The organism is Spirosoma fluviale, assembly GCF_900230225.1.
Classification (GTDB): Bacteria; Bacteroidota; Bacteroidia; order Cytophagales; family Spirosomataceae; genus Spirosoma; species Spirosoma fluviale.
The window spans coordinates 1488327-1513425 of the sequence record NZ_OCNH01000001.1 but is presented as its reverse complement, the minus strand read 5'-3'; the positions used below and the strand labels follow the sequence as shown (position 1 = coordinate 1513425).

Sequence of the window (25099 nt, the reverse complement as noted above, 5' to 3'; positions counted from 1 at the left end):
TATACACTGGCAAATAAGAGGGGTAGTTGTGTCTGAAAATCGGCAGTGAACTGGACGAAGGCGTTCGGCTGAGAAGTTGAAACCGAGCTCTGGTAAACAGGATTAGCTATTGACGGTCACTTTCGCGATATCATAACTTTTATGTTTTTTTCCAGGAATAAACGGCTTTTCGGCCACTAGAAAGAAAATATAAGCTAGAAATACGACAAATATTGGACTTACAAAAAGAAAAACTATAAGTAGAGCATCTGTACTTAGGTTCAATGGATTTAGGAAGTACTGATGAATAACCTGAAGAAGAGGAGGATGAACTAGATATATACTATAAGCAAAAGTTCCAATAAACACCAACGGATTCCAGGAGAGTAGCCTCTTAACTTTGTTAAGTTTGTTTGTAGAAAGCCCTATTAACAAAGTAGATGCGGAACAGCCTATGAGAATATCGATCAATACCCAATGTGTATAATTTTTTAGAGCCATCGCTACCATGAAGATTAAGAATGGTAAGTACTGTAGATGCATACCCGATATATTCTGTCTGATTTTACCATAAAAAGGCTGCATAGAAAACGATATTTCTGCCGCTAACATACCCATTGCAAAAAGGCCTATATAGTGGATACACATACCATATTCAGTCATGTTTAAATTAGGTATAGTCATTACATCTAAAGAAAACCACAATAAACATGAAATGAAAATTGCCAAAAATGTTACTATAAATGGCCCTTTACTTCTCCAAAAAATAAGCATAGCTGGAAAGAGTAAATATATTCTCCATTCAACAGAAACAGACCAAAGAGAATGGCTAATCTTTGTACTTGAATCCAAAAATATATCTTGAATTAAAACGAGGTGAGTTAAAATATCGAAAATTGAAACTGGAATAGATGTATCCCAATGTGTATTCGTTTTCTCACCAATTAGCGTAGCGATAAGTATTAAGGCAAAGACTATTGATAAATAATAAGGCGGTAATATGCGTTTAGCCCGTCTCTTAATAAAATCGAATGTGCTTCTAGGTAAAATTCCTTTATTTTTTACCACTGGAAGCATTAAGCAAAACCCGGATATAACAATGAATACATCAACGGCATAATGCCCGAAGTCAAACATACGTCCCAATAGGTTTACTATTTGTATTTTGGGCTTGTCTATAACCTGCATTTTAGCATGATATAGAACAACGTATAAAGCAGCAATTGCTCTTAGTCCGTCTAAAAAGGACAAATGAGAAGATTCTTTTACTTTCATACTCATGGTAGTAAAGCTGTTTAAAATTCACACCATTCTGTAGGTTGAAAACAAAGCTACGACCAGAAAATGAAATCATTTTCATCTGACAATTAGACTACAAAGAATTGAACGATACTCTATTAACTTAGATCATCATTTTCATATATTATTGCTAAAAAAAATTCTTTTACTGATAATATAAATATGAATAAGTCTAATATATACACACTTTATTGTTAATATTTATTCTCTTTTATTAATTAACAATTAAAGCCTCATTCTATGAATAATCTTTTATATTCATAAATTAATTAATGTAAATTTAAAGTTTTATTTTTTAAATATATAAAAACAAAACTTTAAAAATTTTTCAAAAAACTTCTTCTTTTTTTTCAGTGCTTTGACTTATTTGATGAATAAATCTATTTCGAAGCTCCGGACATTGATGAAGAATATCGGCCTTTACCCACATAAACCAAGTACAAGATCGGTTATCAAGCGAATCCAATAACGCTGGCTATGGTTTACTTATGTTAAGTAAAATTGCTCATTAACAGGGTCGAAAAATATCCATGTTAACATACATCCTGATGACATAGAGCTACAAACTAATGGGTCCTGGTGATGTTGAGTCTTCAGACCCCACACCACCAGAACCCATCAGTTTGTAGCTCTATGTCACTTCTTCAAATACCACAAGAACAACCCACTAACGGTTACGATAGCGGTGGCCATTGCCAGAATAATGTAAAGCACTTGGGTAATGATGCCGCCGTAACGACCAAAGTGCAGTTCCTCGAAAATATGTTCGGCGATGTATTCCAGATCGGCATCGCGGGCGTCGAATCCGCTGATGTATTTTCCAGTCCGGGCATCGACCGTGGCCGACACGTTGTACTTCCCAAGTATCCGAAGGCTACCCGGCATATTGCCCCGAATGACCATTGTGGTATCGCCCGGTTTGGGAAAATCGATGAGCTGAGGCTGAAAATCAGCAATGGATGCCTTAGCAGAAGTCACTGCTGCATCAACCGGAATCGTTGACAACGATATTGGAGCAGCCGTTGTATTTTCTGATTTTCGCCCATCGCCAAACTTCCGCTCGATCTGTTCCCAGTGGAAGAAAATACCCGTGGCACTCATCATAAGCATGAACAGCAACGCCACAACGCCAAGCCACTTATGAATGTCGGCATACACAATCCGGGGGGCTTTGTTCCAGCGTACGCCAATCTTGAACACGCTCAGCAGCGACCGCCGGTAATACCAGGTTCCAGTCAGCACAGACCCCATCAGGCAAATACCCGCCAGTCCCATCACAAAGCCGCCTACAGGCTCCAGCAACAAATTTTCGTGCAGCTCACGTGCCCGCCGGATTAACGTTGCCTCGGCTTGTCGAGCCCCGATAATGGCTCCGGTATAGGGGTTGATGGATACCCAGACCCGTTCGCCCTTGTCCATCAGATCGGCCCGGATGGCTTCGGTGGGGCTATCCGACAACCGTATGTTTCGTAGGGTAGCCGCTGGATATTGCTGGTTAAGGGCGGCAATCAGTTTACTGTAGGGCTGGCGTTGACCAGCGGGTTCAACCTGAGTCAGGGTTGGATTCAGTAACGAATCAACCTGCTTTTCAACGACCAGAATGGAGCCGGTGACGGTCAGGAGTAGAATGAAAAGACCGCCAACCAAACCAAGAATTCGGTGGTATCGGTAAATATTTTTATCGGAGAACATAGGTATTGATTAGTAGTACCGACCGGGAGGTCGCCGGGACGCCGATGCGGTACTACACAGTTAATTCAAAATAATTGCGGGCACCTGCTGCTCGGTTACCATTTTATTGAAGCTCGGCACCTGCGTGTTGATAACTTCTTTCAGCTTCGTCAGCGCAGTATCAATCTGTTTCGAGAGGTCATCATACGCGGTGTACGATGATTTGGTTGGCTTGGTATCGGCCGAGGAAACAACCGAAGCTACACCGGCAATTTTGTCGTTCAGACGAATCGGATACGCCAGAGCGTCCTGCGGTGCTTTCGACTTCGGCTGCATCAGGGTCGATTCAATTTTATCCAACTCCTCAACGATGGGCTTGGCCGCGTTTTTGAACTTCTCGGCAATTTTCGGGTCTTTCACACCATTCGTATAGCCGTTGATCTGGGTTCTGATCAGGCGAAGCTGGTTGATGGCTTTATGCGTTTCGGACAGCTTTCCGTTGATCTTCTGCAAAAGGTCAAACTGCTCCTGGTATTCGGCAGCGGTGATCGCTAAACGGGGGTTTTTCCGGATTTCAATGGGCTGCTCTGAGATCAGCGAATCGCCCAGCAACATCCGAACTTTGTACATGCCGGGAATGACTTTCGCTCCCGTTCCACGCCCCGTCCACATTACGTTGATGCCGTCAACGGCGGTGGCATCGGGATAACGCATGTCCCAAACGAACACATTCATACCCGGACTGGCGGGTATTGAGCCGGGTCGTTGGACGGTTTCGTCCTGATAAAACTCCTTCGCTATCTTGAGCGGCTGTCCTTTTTTGTCCTTCGTGCTGGAGTACGAACTGATGGTATCGCCGTTCGTCGTCATGTAAATCAGCCGCAGTTCTTTCGTCGGCTTGCTTTTGAGATAATAACGCGTAATGACACCATTCTGGGCATTTTCGCCTTCGTCCGACGGAGCAGCCCGACCACGGCGAGAATTACCGGCACCGCCTTCCATGCGGTAGGCATGACGGGGCTTGAACAAATGCATCTGCGCCACCGATTTACCGCCCTGTTTCACATCCATCAGTTCATGCAGCGGGCTAATGTCGTCCATGATCCAGAATGCCAGACCGTGGGTCGCAATGACCAAATCTTTCTCGCGCTTCTGAATCTGCAAATCGCGAACGGGAGTAACCGGTAAATTCATACTTAACTTCTCCCACGAACCGCCATCGTTAAACGAAACATACACTCCGCGCTCGGTTCCGGCGTACAACAGTCCGGGTTTATTTGGGTCCTCGCGTACCACGTGGCAATGCTCATCCGAGGGGATACCCGCCGATATGCTCGTCCAGGTTTTGCCGTAATCCGTCGTTTTAAACAGGTAGGGCTTACGGTCGCCGGACATGTACCGCTTGGCCGCCAGATACGCTTTGCCCGCCGTGTGATCAGATGGGTGAACCATGCTCATAATGGCCATTTCGGGCAACATGGATGGGGACGGGGTGATGTTCTGCCAGTTTTTGCCGCCATCGCGGCTGATGTGCATCAGTCCATCGTCGGAACCAGCCCAGAAGATATTCTTTTCAACCGGCGATTCGGCGAAGGTGAAGATCGTGGGGAAAGTTTCGGCACCAGTATTGTCTTTGGTGATCGGGCCGCCCGTATCGCCCTGGGTTTTGGGGTCGTTGCGGGTCAGGTCGGGGCTGATGTCCTGCCAGGAGTGGCCATTGTCGGTACTGCGGTGCAGGTATTGCGAGGTGATGTACAGCGTTTTGCTGTCGTGGGGCGAGAAGACGATGGGATACGTCCACTGAAAACGGTATTTCCGCGCCGACGATGGCGCGCCCATGAAATATTCGGGATACACGTTGATGACCTGATTCTGGTCTGTCGCTTTATCGTAGCGGGTAATCAGGCCATCGTAGCTACCGCCGTAGGTCACGTTCGGATTGTTCGGGTCGGGAGTTATGTAACCCGACTCGCCACCCGATACCGGATACCAGGCCGACTTGCCAATGGAATACTCGGTCGTGCGGCTGGCGATTCGAATGGAGGAATTATCCTGCTGAGCGCCGTAGAGGTTATACGGAAAATCGTTGTCGACGGCTACGTGGTAAAACTGCGAGGTTGGAATGTCGACATCAGAAAAGGTTGCGCCCCCGTTATAGGTGATCTCGGCACCGCCATCATCGGCAATGATAAAGTTCTGTGGATTTTTGGGGTTCCACCAGATGTCGTGTGTATCGCCATGGTGTACGCCAATGGTCGAAAATGATTTACCGCCGTCGTAGGATTTCAGGGCGTTCACGTTCAGCACGATCAGGCCGTTCTCATCCTGCGGATCGGCGGCCAGCATCATGTAATACCACGGGCGTTGCCAGAGGTTTTTGTCTTCATTGATCAACTGCCACGACTCCCCGGCATCGTCCGAGCGGTATAAACCACCTTTTGCATTCTCGACCATGGCATAGAGCCGGTTCGAGTTGGCAGGCGAAACGGTTATCCCGATTTTTCCCAGCAAGCCTTTTGGCATACCGGGTTTGGTACTCAGGTTCGTCCAGGTATCGCCACCGTCGGTCGATTTGAACAACCCACAACCGGGACCGCCACTGCTCATCGTGTAGCTGTTCCGGTAGGCCTGCCACATCGACGCGTAGACGATAGACGGGTTGTTCGGGTCGAGTTTTACGACGATGGCTCCCGTGCTATCATTTTTTGTCAGAATGGGTTTCCAGGTTTTGCCGCCATCGGTGGTTCGAAACAGGCCCCGCTCCTTGTTGGGAGCAAAGGGGTTTCCTAAAGCGGCCACATACGCCACATCGGGATTGGTCGGGTGAATTTCAATGCTGGCGACCGCATCGGCCATTTTTAGGCCAATGTGTTTCCAGGTTTTTCCGGCGTCTGTCGATTTATAGACCCCGTCGCCATTGGCAATATTACTTCGAATATCGGCTTCGCCCATCCCTACATAAATCGTGTTCGGGTCGGAAGGAGCCACGGCAACCGCGCCGACTGAACTGGATTTGAAGGTGCTGTCCGAGATCATGAACCAGTTGGCACCGCCGTCGATCGTTTTCCAGACGCCACCACCCGTGGCCCCGAAATAATAGGTTAGCGGCTGGCTCGAATGCCCGGCAGCGGCCAGCGACCGCCCACCCCGAAAGGGGCCAATATTGCGCCAGCGCAGGCCATTGATCAGGCTATCGGTCGATTGGACGGCCGTTGACTTAGGGACTGGTTTACTTTTCCGCTGGGCAAAGGTGAGATTGCTTTGTAAGCCTATTACTACGAGGGCAATTATACAGTTAGTAAATTTCCTATTTACCATGAAAAATTTGGTTAGTTTGGGATGTTGCAAAATAATACAAGGAAACGGAGAAAAGGCATTAAATCGGTTGCACACTCTCATTTATAAGGTCCCTCGCAGGGTGAGAACCAGATTTCGGCCCGGCGCACTGATGCCCGACGCAAAAACCCGGTAGTTGCGATCCAGCAAATTTTCCAGAGACGCCTGCACCTGCACGAACCGATTAAGCTGATAGCTGGTCCGCAGGTTGATCGTTTGCCAGGCAGGCATACCCTGCGATGTGGCATAAACGATGTTGTCCTCTCCAACCAGATTGTATTCACTCAGGCGTTTCCAGCCATTGAACAACACATTGGCCTCAGCCCGAAACTGCTTGATCGTCAGGCGGAGGCCGCCTTTGCCGTAAAGCGGTGGAATGTGGTCGAGTGGGTAGGCTGTTGAATCGGTCCGGATACGGCCTTTGGTGTAGGTAACGGTACCAAACAAAGTAAGCGATTGTGTCAGATCGGCAGAAACCTGCGCATTGAATCCAAATAACCGCGCCCGTTGCGAGTTCACCTGTGTAACGATGCGGCTGGTGCGTCCGTTGTAGTCAATCTGCGATTGTCCGTTCAACGTGCCCGGCTGGGTGTTGATGGCATTGTTGTAGATTGTGTAAAAGCCTTCGAGTTCGAGCGACACCCGCTCGGCAATCTGCTTCCGAACGCCCGCATCGAAGGTGTACGTGCGTTCCGGTTTCAGATTCGGATTCGGGACGATGAGATTCCCAGCCACCGACTCAAACACTTTCGCGAGATCATCGACATTCGGCACCCGATACCCCGATGCAATCGACGTGGCCAGTTGCCAGTCGCCCGGCAGGCGCGTTACCCAGCCCAGGCTACCCGTAACGGCACCCGACTGCTGGGTGATGTCATTGAACGGAAAGGGAAAGAATGTCTTATCGTTGAATTTGGCGTATAGTCGATTGTACGCATAACGGGCTCCGTAGGTGAGCGTGGAGCGACTGCTTACATCCAGCGTTCCCGACACATAACCCGCCAATGACTGGGTATTGGCTCCTCCATCGGGGTAGCGGGTGTCCAGCGGGTCAATTTTCCCGGTTTGTACATGTTGCCGGTACGCCGTCGACTGAACGGTATTGTAGGTCCCTTCGAACCCGTAGCGCAGCATATGCGATTCAGCCACTTTCTTTTTCAAATCGGCATTCAGCGTCCAGACGTTCACATTTTCCGTTCGATGCTGCAAGCCATAATTTCCGAAGCGTCGGTTATGTCGGCTCTCTTCAATCGACTGGTAGGCTGCAATGAGTTTGAGTTCATCGGCCACACCTGAGCTAAACTGTTTGGTCAGGCCATAAGCCGTTAAAAGACGCTTTTGTGGGCCATAATACCATTGAGCGTGGCTTGGATTCCCCTTCGCATCGACTTCGGTAAGTCGGTCGTATCGTGGAATATCGCTGCTGGTCGAGAACTGAACATTGAGCAAGTGCTGCGTACGGTCGGTCGGCTGAAACAGCACTTTTTGCAACAGATCGACCTGTTTATAGCCCGATGCAACCTGAACCAACGGGTCAGGATTGGTGATCTTCACATCGGTATTGTTCTCAAAACCTGCGTAGAATGGGCGTAAACCCAGCTGCCCCATATCGGCGTTGCGTTGCTTCCCCTGCCGAAGATCGCCAAAGTCCGAACCGGTAACACTCGTTGTAAACGCCCATTTGCGAAACCCTATGTTCCAGTCGGCATGAGCTGTTTTTTCATTCATGGCACTGCCGTAGCGAACAAAGCCATTGGCATTGATAGCTGTATTTCCCGAAGCACCTACCTTCGGCGACAGTGTTTGTACGTAGATAACGCCCCCCAGCGCATCGCTGCCATACACCACCGAACCCGGCCCTAAGGCAACTTCCAGCCGTTCGACAGCGGCATTGTCGATGGTCAGAATGTTTTGCAGGTGCCCGCCCCGAAAGATGGCGTTGTTCATCCGAACCCCATCGACTACCATCAACACTTTATTGGCCTCAAAACCACGAAGAATGGGGCTTCCTCCCCCGAGCTGGCTCTTTTGAACCATCACCTGCCCACTTTGCTGCAACACCTCGGCCATGGTCGGCTGGTTCAGGAAACGCAGTTCGTTTCGGGTAAAGACGCGAATGGGCTGGGCCACCCGCGAGATCGGCTCGGCAGTACGATTAGCCGCAACGACAACTTCATTCAGATCCAGCTGCTTTTCGGCTAGCAGCACGTTGTAATTAATTGCCCGAAGCTGCTCCATTGAATACTGAACGGTCTGGTAACCCACCCGACGGAAGCTAACGTTGCCGCCACTGCCTAACCTCGACGCATCGACCTGGCCCGAACGGTTCGTAAAAACAGGCCGGGGTGACTCAGTAGCCCCCCCGCTGACTTCTACATTTTCGATGGCTTGAAGAGTCGTTTTATCCCGAACCAACAAGGTTTGAGCAAATGTCAAAATAGGCAATAAACAAAAGGGTAAATAAAGAAGCCGTTTCATACGCTTTACTACATTAATACTTTTTAATGCCGTAAAGCTAAAGAGACTATACCTAATCTCATCAGAAAACAACTCATTCAATTATTGATTATTTGGCTCTCAACGAAATAGCTAAGAAAAATAATTGGTTGAATTAAACTTACCCTGATTAAAATAACGCACTCTTCCAATAATTCAAAATATATTTCTTAGTACTGATTATGTGAATTAGGATTGGACTTTCCTAAGTTTGTCCGTGGTAAACCTACTGACAAATTCTTCGTCTATTCAGTGACAAGCGCTCTCTTCTCAATACACCAATGAATCCCCTTATCTTCCTATTTACCCTGCATCTATGAAACATCTTATCGTATATCGGATGGCAATTGCTTTCAGCCTCCTCCTGAACACAAGCAGTTGGGCCCAGCAAACCACACAGCCCGACACCGTCATCAACCCCGTATTTAAAGGTATGGCCTGGCGTAATATTGGCCCAACCCGTGGCGGCCGGTCACTGGGGTCGGCCGGGTCGCCGAGCCGTAAACAGGAATATTATTTCGGAGCCGTTGGCGGAGGCTTGTGGAAAACAACGGATGGCGGCCAAAGTTGGTCGCCCGTTACGGATGGTCAGTTGACCAGTTCATCCGTCGGTGCTGTGGCCGTAGCCGAATCAAATCCTGATGTTGTGTATATCGGAACGGGCGAGACCCAGCTCCGGGGCAATATCATGCAGGGCGATGGCGTCTATAAATCCATCAACGCCGGGAAGACCTGGACCAATATTGGGCTGAAAAATACCCAGGCCATTGCCCGCGTCCGTATTCACCCCACCAACCCCGATATAGTTTACGTAGCCGCGTTGGGACATCCCTACGGCCCCAACGAAGAACGAGGTATTTTCCGAACTACCGATGGCGGCAAAAGCTGGAAGAAAGTCCTCTACAAAAGCGACAAAGCCGGGGGTGTCGACCTGATCATCGACCGCACCAACCCGAACGTCCTCTATGCCTCGATCTGGCAAGTGTATCGCAAACCCTGGAAGATGTGGGGTGGCGGGGGCGACTCCGGCCTGTTCAAATCGACCGACGGGGGTGAAACCTGGACCGAACTGACCCGCAAACCGGGGATGCCAAAAGGGACGGTCGGCAAAATTGGCGTGACCGTTTCGCCCGTCGATCCAAATCGGGTGTGGGCCATAGTGGAGGCCGAAGACGGGGGCGTGTACCGCTCGGATGATGCCGGCATGACCTGGAAACACGTCAACGACGAACGGAAGCTTCGTCAGCGGGCCTTCTACTATTCCCGAATCTATGCCGATCCCCTCGACAAAAACGGCGTTTACTGCCTCAACGTCGATTTCTTCAAATCGTCGGATGGGGGCGTGAAGTTCAATAAGTCGTTGAAGGTACCCCACGGCGATAACCACGACTTATGGATTGACCCGGCCGATTCGACTCGCATGATTACGTCGAACGACGGCGGTGCAGCCGTGTCGGTCAACGGCGGAAAATCCTGGACGGATGAAAACTTCCCCACGGCTCAACTCTACCATATTACCGCCACCAACGATTTTCCCTATCACGTTGCCGGTGCCCAGCAGGACAACTCGACGGTAGCCGTAGCCAGCGAAGGCTGGACCAATCAGTTAGCCCGAGGTAATTCTCTTAAGAAGAGCGAATGGACTTACGAAGTTGGCGGTGGCGAGTCGGGCTACATTGCGCAGGACCCGAAGAACCCGAACATCTTTTACGCGGGCAGTCAGGGCGCGTTACTCACCCGCTACGACCGAACGACCGGCCAAACCCGCGATGTGCAGGTTTATCCGCGTTTCTTCTCCGGCGAACCCGCCAGCGCCCTGCCCGAACGCTGGCAGTGGACTTACCCGATTGTCTTCTCGCCCAAAGACCCGAACCGGCTTTATGTTTGTTCGCAGCACGTGTGGGTATCGACCAACGAAGGCCAGAGCTGGGATAAAATCAGCCCGGACCTGACCCTGGCCGACACGGCAACGCTGGGCAAAACCGGGGGCGTTATTACCATGGACATGAACGGCCCGGAGATTTACGCGACCGTTTTCGCACTGGCCCCCTCCTATCATAATGTCAACACGATCTGGGCGGGCTCGGACGATGGCCTGATTCACATTACCCGCGACCACGGCAAAAGCTGGCAGAAAATCACTCCCCCAGATATGCCCAAACACACCCGAGTGAGCATTATCGAAGCGTCGCGGCACAAACCGGGCACGGCTTATGTAGCCGCCAAACGCTACCAGATGGACGACCGCACACCCTATCTGTGGAAAACGGATGATTACGGAAAGACCTGGAAAAAGATCATCAGCGGTCTACGCACCGACGATTACGCTCATGCCATCCGGGAAGACATCACCCGCCCTGGCCTGCTCTACGCGGGTATGGAGCACGGCGTTTGGGTATCGTTCAACGACGGCGAAAACTGGCAGCCCCTGCAACTCAAACTACCCGACACCCAGATTTCGGACATTCAGGTGACGGAGAAAGATGTGGTGATCGGTACGCACGGCCGCTCAATGTATGTGCTGGACGATGTAGCGCCCGTTCGTGAGTTCACGTCCGATTTGGGCAAAAAAGCCGTTCACCTGTTCAAGCCCTACTACGCCGTTCGCCGGGTACAGCCAGCCGTTTTTCAGTACTATCTGGCGAAGAAAGCGGATAGCGTGAAAATCGAAATTCTTGATGCCGCCGGAACACTTATCCAGTCGTTTACGGGAAATAAACCAACCTATCCGAAAGTCGATGAGGACGACGAGGAAGCAGGCAAACCGCAGGTTAAGCTCCCAACCACAGCGGCCGGTCTGAATCGCTACGAATGGGATTTACGCTACCCCGGTGCTACGTATTTCAAAGGCATGATCATGTGGGGCGCTCGTCCGACCTCCGGTCCGTTGGCGTTGCCCGGCCAGTATCAGGTACGATTAACCGTGGGTGACCAAACGTTTACGCAGCCTTTCGAGATCAAACTCGATCCCCGGCTGAAAGGCGTGACCACGGCCGATGTACAGGAGCAATTCAAGATGGCGATGAAGATTCGGGATGAAACGAGCAAGGCCAATGACGCGGTCGTTCAGATTCGGGCGGTGAAGGAAAAACTGGCCAAACAGCCAGACAGTCCGGCCAATAAAAAGCTGAAAGAGCAGTTGAGCATCATTGAAGAGAACCTGTATCAGATTCGTAACCAAAGCGGACAAGACCCGCTGAACTTCCCGATCAAGCTCAACAACCGGCTGGCGGCTCTCTGGCGCAGCATCGAATCCGGCGATGCCAAACCTACCAACGGCTCCTACAAAGTCTACGAAGAACTCACCGGCGACCTGAACAAACAACTGGCCGAACTGGACACGCTGCTGAAAACGAAAACGGTTCAACGTATTGGGATGTAGCAAAGCTGGCGCGGGCATTTGCCCGTGCCTTTTTATAAAGTCAGTATTCACTGACGCAAGCGAATGCTTGCATTATTAAGAGGCACGGGCAAATGCCCGCGCCAGCCTTAGCCCTCGCCACCTCGCACCAAAACCCTCAACCCCTCATACAACCTCATCTCCCAAACTATGATAAAACAACTTACCTATCCCTTTATTAGCTTCTTCATTCTGCTAAGCAGCCTGGTCTCTCAGGCACAAACGACCTTACTGACGCAGGACGCTTCTCAGGCTTCCATTATGAAAGCCATGCAATGGCGAAACATTGGCCCCTTTCGGGGTGGGCGTTCGGTTTGCGTGGCGGGGCACCCTACCGAGCGACTCGTGTTTTACATGGGCACTACCGGCGGGGGTGTCTGGAAAACGGAGAATGGGGGCATTACCTGGCAAAACATTTCGGACGGCTTTTTTAAGACGGGAACCGTCGGTGCCGTGGCGGTGTCTAGATCAAACCCCAAGGTCCTGTATGTAGGGATGGGCGAACATACGCTGCGGGGTAACCTGTCGCACGGCGATGGGGTCTATAAATCGACCGATGCGGGCAAAACGTGGAAACACATTGGCCTGACAGACACCTACCACATTGGTCAGGTAATCATCGACCCCACCAATCCGGATGTCGTTTACGTAGCGGCCTTGGGCCATGCCTTTGGCCCAAATGAAGAACGGGGCATTTTCCGAACCACCGATGGCGGTAAATCCTGGAAGAAAGTCCTCTACAAAAACCCCAACGTCGGCGCGATTGACCTGACCATCGACCCGGCCAATCCCAAAACCATGTATGCCTCCACCTTCGAATTCCGGCGGTTTCCGTGGGGCGTTCGCAGTGCCGGGCCGGGGGCGGGTATCCACAAATCGACAGACGGCGGTGATACCTGGACCGATATTACCCGAAATACCGGCCTGCCAACGGGCACCAATCGGGGCCGCATTGGACTGGCGCTGTCACCATCCAGACCCGACCGTATCTGGGCCATTATTGAAGCCGAAAATGAACAGACGGGCGTTTATCGAACGGACGATGCCGGAAAGTCCTGGCAGCTCGTCAGCCAATTCGCCGATCTGTTCCAACGCCCCTGGTATTACCATCACCTCGCGGCCGACCCCAAAGACAGCGAGACCATCTGGGTGCTGAACATCGACATGTGGAAATCGAAAGATGGCGGCAAGACCTACAAAAAAGTCGACCCACCCCACGGCGATAACCACCAGCTCTGGATTGACCCCAACGACACCAACCGGATGGTACAGGCCAACGACGGGGGCGGTACGGTCACCTTCGACGGCGGCAAATCGTGGTCGAGCATTTATAACCAGCCCACCGCCCAGATGTACCACGTTATTACGGACAACAAGTTTCCGTATCGGGTGTATGGTGCCCAACAGGACAATTCGACCATTTCTGTCCCCAGCCGCTCAGATTACGGGGCCATCTACCCCGATCAGAACTTCGACGTGGGCGGGGGTGAATCGGGTTATATCGCCTTCGACAAAAACGACCCATCGCTCATCTTCGCGGCCAACCACCACTGGCTCACCCGGCTGAATCTGAAAACGAATCAGCTCAAAGACGTTTCAGTTATTCCGGACGATATGTACGGCTACGGCTCAGCAGATCTGGCCTACCGCTTCCAGTGGACGTATCCGGTCGTTACTTCGCCCCATAACCCGAAAGTCCTGTACGCGACCTCCCAGTATGTACACCGGTCGATGGATCAGGGGGCTAGCTGGCAGGTTATCAGCCCCAACCTGTCGCGCTCTGACCCGGCCACGCTGGAAAAAACCCCAACGATGGATGACCAGTCGATTGGCAAAGACTGGGGACCGATCAAGCGCGATAATACGGGTGTCGAGTGGTACGGGACAATCTTCGCCCTGGCCGAATCGCCGGTAAAAGCGGGTGTACTCTGGTCGGGTTCGGATGATGGCTACGTTCAGCTTTCGGTCGATAATGGCAAAACGTGGAAGAACGTAACGCCGAAAGCCATGCCCGACTTTGCCCGGATCAGCATCATAGAGCCCTCTCCCCACGACCCGGCAACGGCTTATGTAGCGGCTCTCAAATACAAGCAGGACGACTTCCACCCCTACCTGTACAAGACCAGCGATTACGGCAAAACCTGGACGAAGATCACCCAGGGAATTCCGGACGATGAGTTCACCCGAGTGATTCGCGAAGACCCCAAACGTCGCGGTTTATTGTACGCCGGTACCGAAAAAGGCATGTATGTGTCGTTTACCGATGGTGCCCGCTGGCAACCCCTTCAGTTGAATCTGCCCGTGGTACCGATTCATGATCTGGCCATTCAGGACAACGATCTGGTAGCGGCTACGCACGGACGCTCGTTCTGGATTCTGGACGATCTAACGGTTCTTCATCAGTTGACGGATGAGGTGCAGAAGTCGGCGGTTCACCTATTCAAGCCCCGGCCAACCGTCCGCTTCAAAGCGGGTCTGGACCCGGCCATCAAACCCGTTCCCAGCGGATCCGATGAACTGGGAAAGAACCCGCCCAATGGCGTGAAGGTCGTGTACTACCTGAAAGAGAAGCCCAAAGGACAAATCACACTGGCCTTCCTCGATGCCGGCGGTCAGTTGATCAAATCGTACAAAAGTGCCACCCCGGTTTCTACCTCGGTAACGACGTCGAAAGATTCATCTGCACGATCTGAGATGCGCCAACCGGCACCACCGGTCCGCCGGGAAACCATGCTGCCCGCCGACATTGGCGGCAACTCGTTCGTTTGGGAAGACATGCGTTACCCCGACCCCATCTCGTTGCCCAACTCCGTTACCCACGGCCGGGCGAAGGGACCGCTGGCCATGCCGGGCAACTACAAGGTGCAGCTCACGGTAGACGGCAAAACCTACACCCAGACATTTGACATCATTAAAGACCCGCGCATCGAAACGACGCCGGAAGAGTTCAAACAGCAGTTCGACATGCTCATCAACATCCGGGAGCGAATCAACGAGCTTCGGAATGGTGTCTTAACAATTCGTAAACTTCGCCAGCAGTTGGACAGCGCTAGCCACTCCCCCAATGACCCAACGGTTATTGAACTGAAGGACAAACTGTTGCGGATTGAAGACGCGCTGTACCAGTTTCGGGCCAAAGCCAATCAGGATTTAACGAACCATCCCGTTCGATTAAACACTAAATTTACAGCACTAGGCGGCTTCGTCGAGTCGGATGATTCGAAACCAACGCAGCAGCAAAAAGACCAGTACAACAGTCTGTCGAAGAGCCTGGACGAGCAGCTCAAAACGCTGGAAAACCTCAAACCAACGATTCAGAGTAAAATCAGACCGAATGGTTGAGATTAGAGTTTGTAGTGCCGACCGTCCCGGTCGGGCGTATGTTCCAGCAGTTCGCACCCGACCGGGACGGTCGGCACTACAAACTAAAACCCAGTCATAATTCACCTTAATTAAAACACATGCACATCACCCGTAAAAATATAGCCCGCTTCCTCTTCGCAGCTGCCAGTGTAGCTGTGCTGGGCGTGTGCGGCTATTTTTACGGGCTTGAACTACTGGCAAAATGGGCCTTTGCGCACAGAGACTATTTTGCCGCCGACGAGTTGATTCTGATATCCGTACCCAAATCCGCCCTGACAAGCGAAACGGCTCACCTACTTCACGATGGCGAATTTGAGTGGAAAGGCGAAATGGTCGATGTGCTGCATCGGGAAGTCCTTTCAGATACCCTCTTTGTGTATGGTTTCCGGGATAAGGCCGAAACGCAGTTACGCAAGGAAGCCGCCTGGCTGTACAAAGACGCGCATCACCCCTACCGACGCTCCAATACCCGTACCAAACGGGTAAAATGGGTAAGCCTGATCAATCCTATTCTTCGGAGTTATTTTGATTCCCAGGCGGCTCTGAAGCTTTTCAGCATTCAGTCATTCTTTTCATACTTGGCCGCTCCCGTTACAGCTCCCCTGCTGGAGGTTCCCTACCCTCCACCCAATTCATAAACTCCTGTTTCTTTTCCCACCTGGTTTTTCAACCAGTAGACCAGTTAATGGTATCAGGAAGGTATTTCAAACGCCATATCTTGGAGATATAGCGTTTGAAATACCTTCCTGATACCATTAACTGACAGGATTTTTATGCCTTAACTCAAAAACATCATGAAATTCACATATATAGTTTCTAGTATTTTACTCATCTTTTCTACGCTCTCAGGGACACACCTTTACGCCCAAACAACCATAACCGGCCGGGTAGTCGATCCCACAAATTCGCAACCCATCGCGGGCGCTTCACTGTTGATCACCGGCACATCGCGCGGTACGACAGCCAACGACAAAGGGCAATTTGAACTGAGTGCCAGCGAAGGCGATCAACTACAAGTGTCGGCCATTGGCTACCAGCCCCAAACGGTCAAAATCAAAGCCACAACCCGTTCGTTGACCATCGAACTGGAATCGTCGAACATCGACCTCAACGAAGTCATCGTATCCGGCTATTCAACACCCCAGACGATTCAGCGAACGGCCGGTGCGGTTGGGCTCGTCACCAGCCGCGACATTCAGCGGACCAGCGGCATCCACCTGCAAAACTTTGTGAACCTGATTCCGGGCGTCAAAGTAGAGATGCGCACGGTGGCAGCGGGCAACCGGATTGTGATTCGGGGATACGGCAACCAGACGAACTTCAATGGTGTCGGCTACAAGGCGTACCTGAACGACATTCCGCTAACAGACGGTGATGGCACGACTTTTCTGGACGATGTGGATTTCACGAACCTTAGCCGCGTTGAAATCATCAAAGGTCCGGCGTCCAGTTCGTACGGCAATTCGCTGGGTGGGGTTGTGAATTTCTATACCGAACGCGCGCCCATCGGCAAAACGAGCGTTAGTCAGCAGGTACTGGCGGGTTCGTATGGTCTCTTTCGCACGAACACGTCCATCAAAACCGGCTCCGACAATACCAGCCTGAACATCAACTACGGCCATCAGAAGTATGACGGATTCCGGCTGCACGGCACCTCGAAGAAAGATTTCCTGAATATTACCAGTGATACCTACCTGAGTCAGAAACGGTCGATGTCGGTCTTTGTCGGCTACACGAATTCGTATGATCTGCTGTCGGGGCAAGTCGACAGCCTGAACCTGATTGCCCACCCCGATACCGCCGAAGTGGCCTACCTGGCCAACAATGCCAGTATCAAAACGGAAAGTGCGCGGGCGGGTATCAGTCATAACTACCAGTTTACGGATCGCTTCTCGAACAAGACAACCGTGTTTGTGGGTGGGCAGATTATCGACCAGCCGTTTGCTGCCGGGGTTAATAAGACCAACAAATTCAAGTTTGGGGGCCGCACGATGTTCACGTATATGAACGATGCCAGCGCGCTGAAGCCAACGTTTAGCATCGGTGCCGAATTCCTAAAGAACTTCAACTACGCCAAAGGGTACGGCCTGTCGAACGGGATTCTGGGGGCACTTCGCTCTGACCTCGAAATACAGGCCATGCAATACAACGTGTTCGCCCAGGCCGCCCTGCAACTGGCTCCCCGACTGACGGTATCGGCAGGGGCGGGCCTGAACTACGTCGAGTACGGCATTACCGACATGCGCGCCAGTACAACCACGCCCGCCTATGTCAACGCGTCGGGCTACAAACGGTTTGAGCCGGTATTGACACCGCGTGCGGCAGTTTCCTATCAGGCGACGGACAATGTATCGTTCTACGCAAGTGTCAGCCAGGGCTATTCGGCACCGGCCACCAATCAGGTCGTCATCGCCCAGACGGGCGTGGTCAATTACAACCTCCGTCCGGAAACAGGCACCAGCTACGAGATCGGCAGCAAAGGGAGTCTGCTAACGAAAGCCCTGACCTATGAAATTGCGTATTTCAGCATGGCCGTAACGGACAAGCTTATCCCGCAGAACTTCCCGGCTACGCCCACCTCACCCGCCTACACCCTGACCTCCAACGCGGGCAACGTGCAGCATAACGGTCTGGAACTGGCAGTTCAGTATGCTTTTCGTCCAACGACCGGAGCCATCTCGCTGTTCCGTCCGTTCGTGTCGTACACTTACAGTGATTTCTATTACAAAGACTACAAGAGCGACAATAACGGCAACGCGAAAACGATCAACTATACCGGCAAGAAAGAATCCGGCATTGCACCCAACCTGCTGAACGCCGGTTTCGATCTGGAAGTACGTCCGGGCTTCTACCTAAATGGAACGTTGATGTACGTCGACAAAATGCCCATTACACTGGCCAACGATCATTTTGCCAAAGCGTATACGCTCGTTAATGGCAAAGTCGGATACCGGTCTGCGCTGGGGAGCCATTTCAGTCTGGATGTATATGTGGGCTCGGATAATATGCTGAGCAGCACCTACTCGTCGCTCATCTTCCTGAACCTGCCCAACCCGGCAAACAACCGCCCATTATTCTTCAACCCCGCCCCAAAAATCACGTTCTATTCGGGTGCTATGTTGAAATACACGTTTTAGGACGATGCGATGGCGCAAGGCTCTGCCTTGTGTCTATTATTCTCCGGCCTCTGGCCGGGTCTATTGCTACTATTATTTAAACCCGGCCAGAGGCCAGAGAATAGTAAACACAAGGCCAGAGCCTTGCGCCATTACGTCATCAGCCCATACAACACCAACTTATATTACCAGAAAAATCCATGAAATTTTCCCGAGTCCTTATCCTAATTACCCTGTTTAGTGCGGGCATTCTGGCCTGCACCTCCACCCAAAAAGATCAGACGCAAGCCCCCGGCAAACAGCGCATCGTTTGTGTCGCCAAGCAGTTAACCGAACTGATCTATGCCCTCGGCGCGGGCGATCAACTGGTGGGCGTTGACCTGTCGAGCACCTATCCGCCAGCGGCTCAGAAGCTGACTAAAGTGGGGTATCACCGGCTGCTTAATGCCGAAGGAATCATTGCCCTCAAGCCAACCGCTTTGTACCACGATGGCAACGTGGCCCCGGAAGCGGTCATGACACAACTCGAAAAAGTAGGGGTACCAATGAAGGTATTCAAAGACGCGCACACCATCGCCGAGACAAAAGCCCTGATCGACACCCTGGCTGCCCAGTTTGGTGCCCAAAAGCAGGCCGACAGTCTGAAAACGAAGCTGGATGCTGATCTGGCGAAAGCCGCCACCGATGTGAAACAGTACAAAACGGTGCCTAAAGTGGCAATTATTCACTTCGGCCGGGTCATCAACAACTACCTTGTAATCGGCAAAGCCGGAACAGCTTCGTATATGCTCGATCTGGCGGGGGGTAAGAACGTGATGGACACACTAAAGGGGATGAAACCCCTAAGCCCGGAAATCATCAGTCTGGCACAACCTGATATTATTCTGGTCACCGACTTCGGCTATGACCGGATGGGCAACGCCGACAAACTGGCCACCCTCCCCGGCATAGCGCTTACGCCAGCCGGGAAAAACAAGAAGATTTACCGGATTGAAGAGCACGACCTGATCTACCTCGGCCCCCGCACGGGCGAGAATGTGCAGTTGTTAATGAAGTTGATCCATCAGTAATCGTCTTACTACCCCCAACCCCCTCCTAAAACAGGAGGGGGTTGGGGGTAGTAGAGGCCTCTACACTCCTTCATCTCTTTCCTATCCCCATGAAACCACCCTCTCTTTCCCCCGGCCAATGGTACAGATTACTGGCGGGACTGCTCGTCATCTCCATTATTGCCGCCTTGCGAATCGGTGCCGTCGATTTAACCTTCGCCGACATCAACCAGATTCTGCTCAATGGTAGCGGCCTGTCAGATACAGCGGTTGACCCAATTTCGCAGGGGCTTTTTTTACAGATTCGGTTACCTCGGGTGCTGCTTTGCGCTACGGTTGGGGCGGGTCTGTCGGTGTCGGGGGTGTTGATGCAGGCGCTATTTCGAAACCCGATTGTGGAGCCGGGGCTGGTAGGCACTAGTTCGGGGGCGGCTCTGGGCGCGGCCCTGGTGTTTGTGCTGGGCAAGAACATCAACTGGGCCTTTACCGACGCGCTGGGTCTATTTTTACTGCCCTGCGTTGCCTTTGTCTTCGCCTTTGGAGCAACGTTGCTGGTCTATCGGATTGCGTCGATCAGTGGTAAAGTGAATGTGGCGACGATGGTTCTGGCGGGTATCGCTATCAACGCGCTGGCTACCGGCGGCACGGGTTTTCTATCATACATCGCCCGCGACCCGCAGGCTCGTTCCATCACTTTCTGGAATCTGGGTACGTTTTCGGGTGCCGACTGGACACAGTTCGCCATCGTTTTTCCCGTAACGTCGGTGGGTATTCTACTTTCGTTGCGGTTCACGAAGGCGTTGAATGTCCTGATTCTGGGCGAAGACGAAGTCCGCCATCTGGGTTATAACATCGACCGACTCAAAATACAGGTGCTCCTACTGAACACCCTGCTGGTGGCTATTGGGACGGCGATGGTTGGCGTTATTTCGTTCGTTGGACTGGTAGTGCCGCATTTACTTCGCCTGCTCAAAACATCCGACAACCGGTTTCTGGTCATCTCCTCGGCCCTGCTGGGCGGCTCGCTGCTTACGCTGGCCGACACCATTGCCCGGCGGCTGGTGGCTCCGGCCGAATTTCCGATTGGCGTAATCACCGCTTTTGTAGGGGCTCCGGTATTTATCTGGTTGCTCGTTCGCAACGCCCGCTCGTTTCAGAAAGGAGGTTTCTATGCTTAAAGCCGAAAACCTGTCGTTTCAGATTGGTCAAAAGACATTGATCGACGACGTTTCGTTAACGCTGTTACCCGGCGAGTTCACGATGGTGCTGGGGCCAAACGGAGCCGGGAAAAGTACCTTGCTCAAACTCCTGACTGGCACCGAAACCCCAAAAACGGGTCAAATCTATTACGGCGATCAGCCGCTGCCTTCCATTCCGCTCTCAACCCAGGCGCGCCAGAAAGCCGTGCTGTCTCAACTCCTGTCTCTCCCTTTCGACCTGAGCGTGAACGAGGTTGTCATGATGGGGCGCTACCCGTATTTCGACCTCAACCCGACGGCGCAGGATACACAGATTGCCGATCATTGTCTGGAATCCGTTGGTATGCTTTCGTTCAAAACCCGCGCGTTTGCGTCACTCTCCGGGGGAGAAAAGCAGAAGATCCATCTGGCGCGGGTGCTGGCGCAGTTATACCGGCAACCGGGTGACGAATCCGTCAAATATCTATTTTTAGATGAGCCTATTTCGGCACTGGATATCCAGTATCAACATCAGATTTTGGGTCTGGTGCGTGATCTGGCCGCAAAAAATAGGGTGGTGTTTGTGATTGTCCACGATATCAATCTGGCCTTACACTACGCCGACAATGTCATTCTGATGGATCAGGGGCGCATTTTTGCTATGGGTATTCCGGAGCAGGTACTCACCGTAGAAGCCATCGAAACAGTGTTCAAGATTCGACCGTACTTTACCACGCATCCCGAAACCGGGCGACGGGTTATGATTTGGTGATGATAGTACGGGGCTAACCTTGATTTCCGCTATCTTAGCCAGCGTTAATTCAACAAACGGCTTCCTATGCGAAACACCCTACTTGTTCTTTACGCTGTCCTATTAATCAGCCCATTACTGGCCCAAAAGCCGAAGCTTGCCAAACCCGTTTCCGCGTCTAGTGTGGATGGTGCGGAGAATATCGACCCCTATTTTAAGCCCGTCAAGTGGCGGAACATTGGCCCGTTTCGGGGAGGTCGTTCCGTGGCCGGGTCGGGCGTGACCAGCGATCCGCAACTGTACTACATGGGCACCGTTGGCGGGGGCATCTGGAAGACAGAAGACGCCGGTATGACCTGGAAAAACGTCTCCGATGGGCAACTCAAAACATCCTCCGTTGGGGCAATTGGCATTTGCGAATCCGACCCGGCCGTTGTGTATGTGGGCATGGGCGAGCACGCGCCCCGTGGCGTAATGACCTCCTACGGCGATGGCGTCTATAAATCGACCGACGCGGGTAAGACCTGGCAGCACCTCGGCCTCGATCTCACCCGGCACATTGCCGCCGTTCGCGTACACCCTCAAAATCCCGATGTGGCGTTCGTGGCCGCCCAGGGTGCGCTGCACGGTTCCTCGCCCGAGCGGGGTATCTACAAAACCACCGACGGCGGCAAGTCGTGGAAGAAAGTGCTGTTCGTGGATGAAAATACCGGCTGCAACGACCTGAGCATGGACATGACCAACCCGCGCATCCTCTACGCATCCATGTGGGATTACCGACGCCTGCCCTGGCAGGTGCAAAGCGGTGGCAAAGGCAGTGGCCTCTACAAATCGACCGACGCGGGCGAAACCTGGACCAAACTCGAAAAAGGTCTACCGAAAGAGTTGGGCAAAATGGGCATTTCGGTCTCCAAAGCCAACCCAAATCGGGTGTATGCGGTCATCGAATCGGATTCTAAGGCCGACAAAGGGGGCGTTTTTCTGTCCGAAGATGCCGGCAAAAGCTGGAACCGGGTGAGCAAAGATCACCGCACCATCCAGCGGGCCTGGTATTATATTGAAATTTACGCCGACCCGATCGATGAAAATACGGTATACATCCTCAACACATCCGTCCTGAAATCCATTGATGGCGGTAAGACATTTTCGACAATTTCCGGTTCGCACGGCGACCATCACCACCTATGGATTAGTCCAAAGAATAACAAAAACCTGTTTTTGAGTAACGACGGGGGCGGTGCCGTTTCGTTTAACGGCGGCAAATCGTGGTCGTCGGAGAACAACCAGCCTACCGCGCAATTCTACCGCGTGAACGCCGACAACCGCTTTCCGTATTATGTATATGGTGGTCAGCAGGATAACACCTCGGTCATGATCGCCAGTCGAACCACAAACGGCAGCGGCATTACGGATAAAGACTGGGAGGCATCCGCCGGGGGCGAAAGTGCGTTCCTCGCCTTCAACCCCGACGATCCACGTCATGTGATGGGCGGCAGTTATCAGGGCACGATTGAGGTGCTTGACCAGCAAACCAAAGAAGGGAAACCCATCATGGTATCGCCTATTCAGTATCAGGCATTGCAGGCCAAGACCATGAAATACCGGTTCAACTGGAATGCGCCCATTATCTGGTCGAAGCACGAACCGAAGGCGTTTTACCACGCCGGGAACCGGCTCTTCAAAACGACCGATCTGGGTAAAAGCTGGATGACCGTTTCGCCCGATCTGACCCGGCGCGATTCTACCAAACTGGGCTGGGGCGGTGCACCGTACACCAACGAAGGAGCCGGGGGCGAAAACTACGCGACCATCACCTACGTACTCGAATCGCCTTCCGAAAAAGGAGTTATCTGGACGGGCAGCGACGATGGGCTGGTTTACCTCACCCGCGACGGCGGCACCACCTGGACCAACGTCACGCCAACGGGTTTGCCCGAAACGCTCATCAACTCCATCGAGGTATCGCCCCACGATAAGTCAACTGCCTACATTGCCACCACCCGCTACAAATTCAATGATTTCGCCCCGGCTATTTACAAAACCACTGATTACGGCAAAACCTGGACAAAAATCGTGACAGGTATCCCCTACGGCGCTTTCACCCGCACCGTTCGCGAAGATCCCGAACGGAAAGGGCTGCTGTATGCTGGAACGGAAACCGGTGTTTACGTTTCCTACAATGGCGGCACCAGCTGGCGGCCCATGCAGCTGAACCTCCCCGTCAGTCCGGTTACCGACCTGAAAGTCCACCAGGGCGATTTGATTGCGGCAACTGCGGGTCGGTCTTTTTGGATTCTGGACGATCTCGGCCCTATTCGGCAGTTTGACGAGAAAGCCAGCAAAGACAGTTTGCTCGTCTACAAACCCGAAGATGCCTACCGCGTGTCGGGTGGAAGCTCACTGGACAAAGTGATTGAGGACGACGATGATGAAGACGCGGGTAGCAGCCCCGGCCGGAACGGATTTGCGGGTACCAACCCATCAACCGGTGTCGTGATCTACTACCAGCTTCCCGCCAAAGTCGATACCAGCGCTACGCTGACGATGGAAATCCTATCCGATCAGGGTACGTCCGTTCGGAAGTTGAGCAGCAAGAAAGACAAGAAGTTTGTGGCCTTTCCCGGTGGTCCCTCGCCGGAGCCAACGCTGACCGTGAAGCCGGGCCTGAATCGGTTTGTCTGGGATATGCGCGCCGAAACACTACCCGCCATCGAGAAGGTATTTATCGAGGGCAATTACAAAGGGCGAAAACTGCCCCCCGGCGGGTATAAAGCCACGATCAGATTTGGCAAGCAGGAGAAAACAGTGCCGTTCAAAATCCTGTCCGATCCACGCCTGAACACGACTCCGGCCGATTTTGAACAACAGCAGAAAACACTGATCGGCATTGAAGACGGTGTAAAAGAGATTCACCTTGGCGTGAACCGGATGCGTAAAGCCCAGAAGCAAATCAACGATCTGGTCGACCTCATCGACGACAAACCCAACCTGAAAGCCGTGGCCGATTCAGGTCGGGCACTGGCGAAGAAGATCAAGCTATGGGAAGAAAAAGTCATTCAACCAAAGTCGCAGTCGAACGACGACGTGATCAATTTCGAGAATAAACTGAGCGCCGATTACATCTTTCTGAAAGGCGAACTGGATGTCAATACACCCTACGTAACGGCCGGACAGAAAGAGCGTTTGTCGGAGCTGAACGCCATCTGGCAACCACTAAAAACGGATATGAACCTGCTGATTCAGAACGATATTGCCCGATTCAATAACCAATGCCGACAGGTGCAGTTAGAGAAAGTTACGGTACCGGACATAGCTATTTCCGCTCCGAAGCAATAGATCATCCCTTACTTATTTTAGTACTTCACTCGGAAAGCTGACAGTCACCTGTCAGCTTTCTTTTGTTTCACACTACTGTGTTGACCTTCTGATAAGTATTTCTTATTGACGAATCACAAAAAGTG

Annotated in this window: 12 protein-coding genes; 8 read left to right on the top strand and 4 right to left on the bottom strand. The window is 52.1% G+C overall.

Annotated features, from left to right (window positions below):
* Positions 1-102: 102 nt before the first annotated feature.
* The 4 genes from CRO74_RS06265 to CRO74_RS06250 form a co-directional block, all read right to left on the bottom strand.
* Entirely contained in the window at positions 103-1260 is a 1158-nt protein-coding gene (locus CRO74_RS06265; protein WP_097125127.1) for an acyltransferase family protein, read from the bottom strand.
* A 654-nt stretch (positions 1261-1914) separates the two neighbouring features.
* Entirely contained in the window at positions 1915-2970 is a 1056-nt protein-coding gene (locus CRO74_RS06260) for a PepSY-associated TM helix domain-containing protein (RefSeq protein WP_097125126.1), read from the bottom strand.
* Positions 2971-3030: 60 nt separating this feature from the next.
* On the bottom strand, positions 3031-6267 hold the full coding sequence (locus CRO74_RS06255) for a WD40/YVTN/BNR-like repeat-containing protein (protein WP_097125125.1): 3237 nt from the start codon (positions 6265-6267) through the stop codon (positions 3031-3033).
* An 81-nt stretch (positions 6268-6348) separates the two neighbouring features.
* Positions 6349-8763: a TonB-dependent receptor plug domain-containing protein gene (locus CRO74_RS06250; RefSeq protein WP_097125124.1), complete on the bottom strand. Its 2415-nt coding sequence runs from the start codon at positions 8761-8763 to the stop codon at positions 6349-6351.
* Positions 8764-9097: 334 nt separating this feature from the next.
* On the opposite strand from CRO74_RS06250, the gene CRO74_RS06245 reads away from it, so the two are divergent.
* The 8 genes from CRO74_RS06245 to CRO74_RS06210 all read left to right on the top strand — a co-directional run bounded on the left by CRO74_RS06245 (position 9098) and on the right by CRO74_RS06210 (position 24974).
* Positions 9098-12163: a VPS10 domain-containing protein gene (locus CRO74_RS06245; RefSeq protein WP_097125123.1), complete on the top strand. Its 3066-nt coding sequence runs from the start codon at positions 9098-9100 to the stop codon at positions 12161-12163.
* Positions 12164-12331: 168 nt separating this feature from the next.
* Positions 12332-15523, top strand: a complete 3192-nt coding sequence (locus tag CRO74_RS06240; RefSeq protein WP_097125122.1) for a WD40/YVTN/BNR-like repeat-containing protein — start codon at positions 12332-12334, stop codon at positions 15521-15523.
* 119 nt (positions 15524-15642) lie between these two features.
* On the top strand, positions 15643-16182 hold the full coding sequence (locus CRO74_RS06235) for a hypothetical protein (RefSeq protein WP_097125121.1): 540 nt from the start codon (positions 15643-15645) through the stop codon (positions 16180-16182).
* Positions 16183-16338: 156 nt separating this feature from the next.
* Complete coding sequence (locus CRO74_RS06230) at positions 16339-18681, top strand: TonB-dependent receptor (protein ID WP_097125120.1); 2343 nt, start codon at positions 16339-16341, stop codon at positions 18679-18681.
* Positions 18682-18860: 179 nt separating this feature from the next.
* Positions 18861-19730, top strand: a complete 870-nt coding sequence (locus CRO74_RS06225) for a heme/hemin ABC transporter substrate-binding protein (RefSeq protein ID WP_097125119.1) — start codon at positions 18861-18863, stop codon at positions 19728-19730.
* An 89-nt stretch (positions 19731-19819) separates the two neighbouring features.
* On the top strand, positions 19820-20887 hold the full coding sequence (locus tag CRO74_RS06220) for a FecCD family ABC transporter permease (protein WP_097125118.1): 1068 nt from the start codon (positions 19820-19822) through the stop codon (positions 20885-20887).
* Positions 20880-21659, top strand: coding sequence for a heme ABC transporter ATP-binding protein (locus CRO74_RS06215; RefSeq protein ID WP_097125117.1), 780 nt, complete (start codon positions 20880-20882; stop codon positions 21657-21659). Before CRO74_RS06220 ends, CRO74_RS06215 begins: the two co-directional genes overlap by 8 nt.
* Before the next feature lie 66 nt (positions 21660-21725).
* Positions 21726-24974 (top strand): WD40/YVTN/BNR-like repeat-containing protein, encoded by a 3249-nt coding sequence (locus tag CRO74_RS06210; protein WP_097125116.1) that lies wholly within the window; start codon positions 21726-21728, stop codon positions 24972-24974.
* The last annotated feature ends 125 nt before the right edge of the window (positions 24975-25099 follow it).

Bases quoted from the DNA above. Each gene is read 5' to 3' on its own strand.
- CRO74_RS06265 (WP_097125127.1), bottom strand. From the start codon at position 1,260: ATGAGTATGAAAGTAAAAGAATCTTCTCATTTGTCCTTTTTAGACGGA.
- CRO74_RS06260 (WP_097125126.1), bottom strand. From the start codon at position 2,970: ATGTTCTCCGATAAAAATATTTACCGATACCACCGAATTCTTGGTTTG.
- CRO74_RS06255 (WP_097125125.1), bottom strand. From the start codon at position 6,267: ATGGTAAATAGGAAATTTACTAACTGTATAATTGCCCTCGTAGTAATA.
- CRO74_RS06250 (WP_097125124.1), bottom strand. From the start codon at position 8,763: ATGAAACGGCTTCTTTATTTACCCTTTTGTTTATTGCCTATTTTGACA.
- CRO74_RS06245 (WP_097125123.1), top strand. From the start codon at position 9,098: ATGAAACATCTTATCGTATATCGGATGGCAATTGCTTTCAGCCTCCTC.
- CRO74_RS06240 (WP_097125122.1), top strand. From the start codon at position 12,332: ATGATAAAACAACTTACCTATCCCTTTATTAGCTTCTTCATTCTGCTA.
- CRO74_RS06235 (WP_097125121.1), top strand. From the start codon at position 15,643: ATGCACATCACCCGTAAAAATATAGCCCGCTTCCTCTTCGCAGCTGCC.
- CRO74_RS06230 (WP_097125120.1), top strand. From the start codon at position 16,339: ATGAAATTCACATATATAGTTTCTAGTATTTTACTCATCTTTTCTACG.
- CRO74_RS06225 (WP_097125119.1), top strand. From the start codon at position 18,861: ATGAAATTTTCCCGAGTCCTTATCCTAATTACCCTGTTTAGTGCGGGC.
- CRO74_RS06220 (WP_097125118.1), top strand. From the start codon at position 19,820: ATGAAACCACCCTCTCTTTCCCCCGGCCAATGGTACAGATTACTGGCG.
- CRO74_RS06215 (WP_097125117.1), top strand. From the start codon at position 20,880: ATGCTTAAAGCCGAAAACCTGTCGTTTCAGATTGGTCAAAAGACATTG.
- CRO74_RS06210 (WP_097125116.1), top strand. From the start codon at position 21,726: ATGCGAAACACCCTACTTGTTCTTTACGCTGTCCTATTAATCAGCCCA.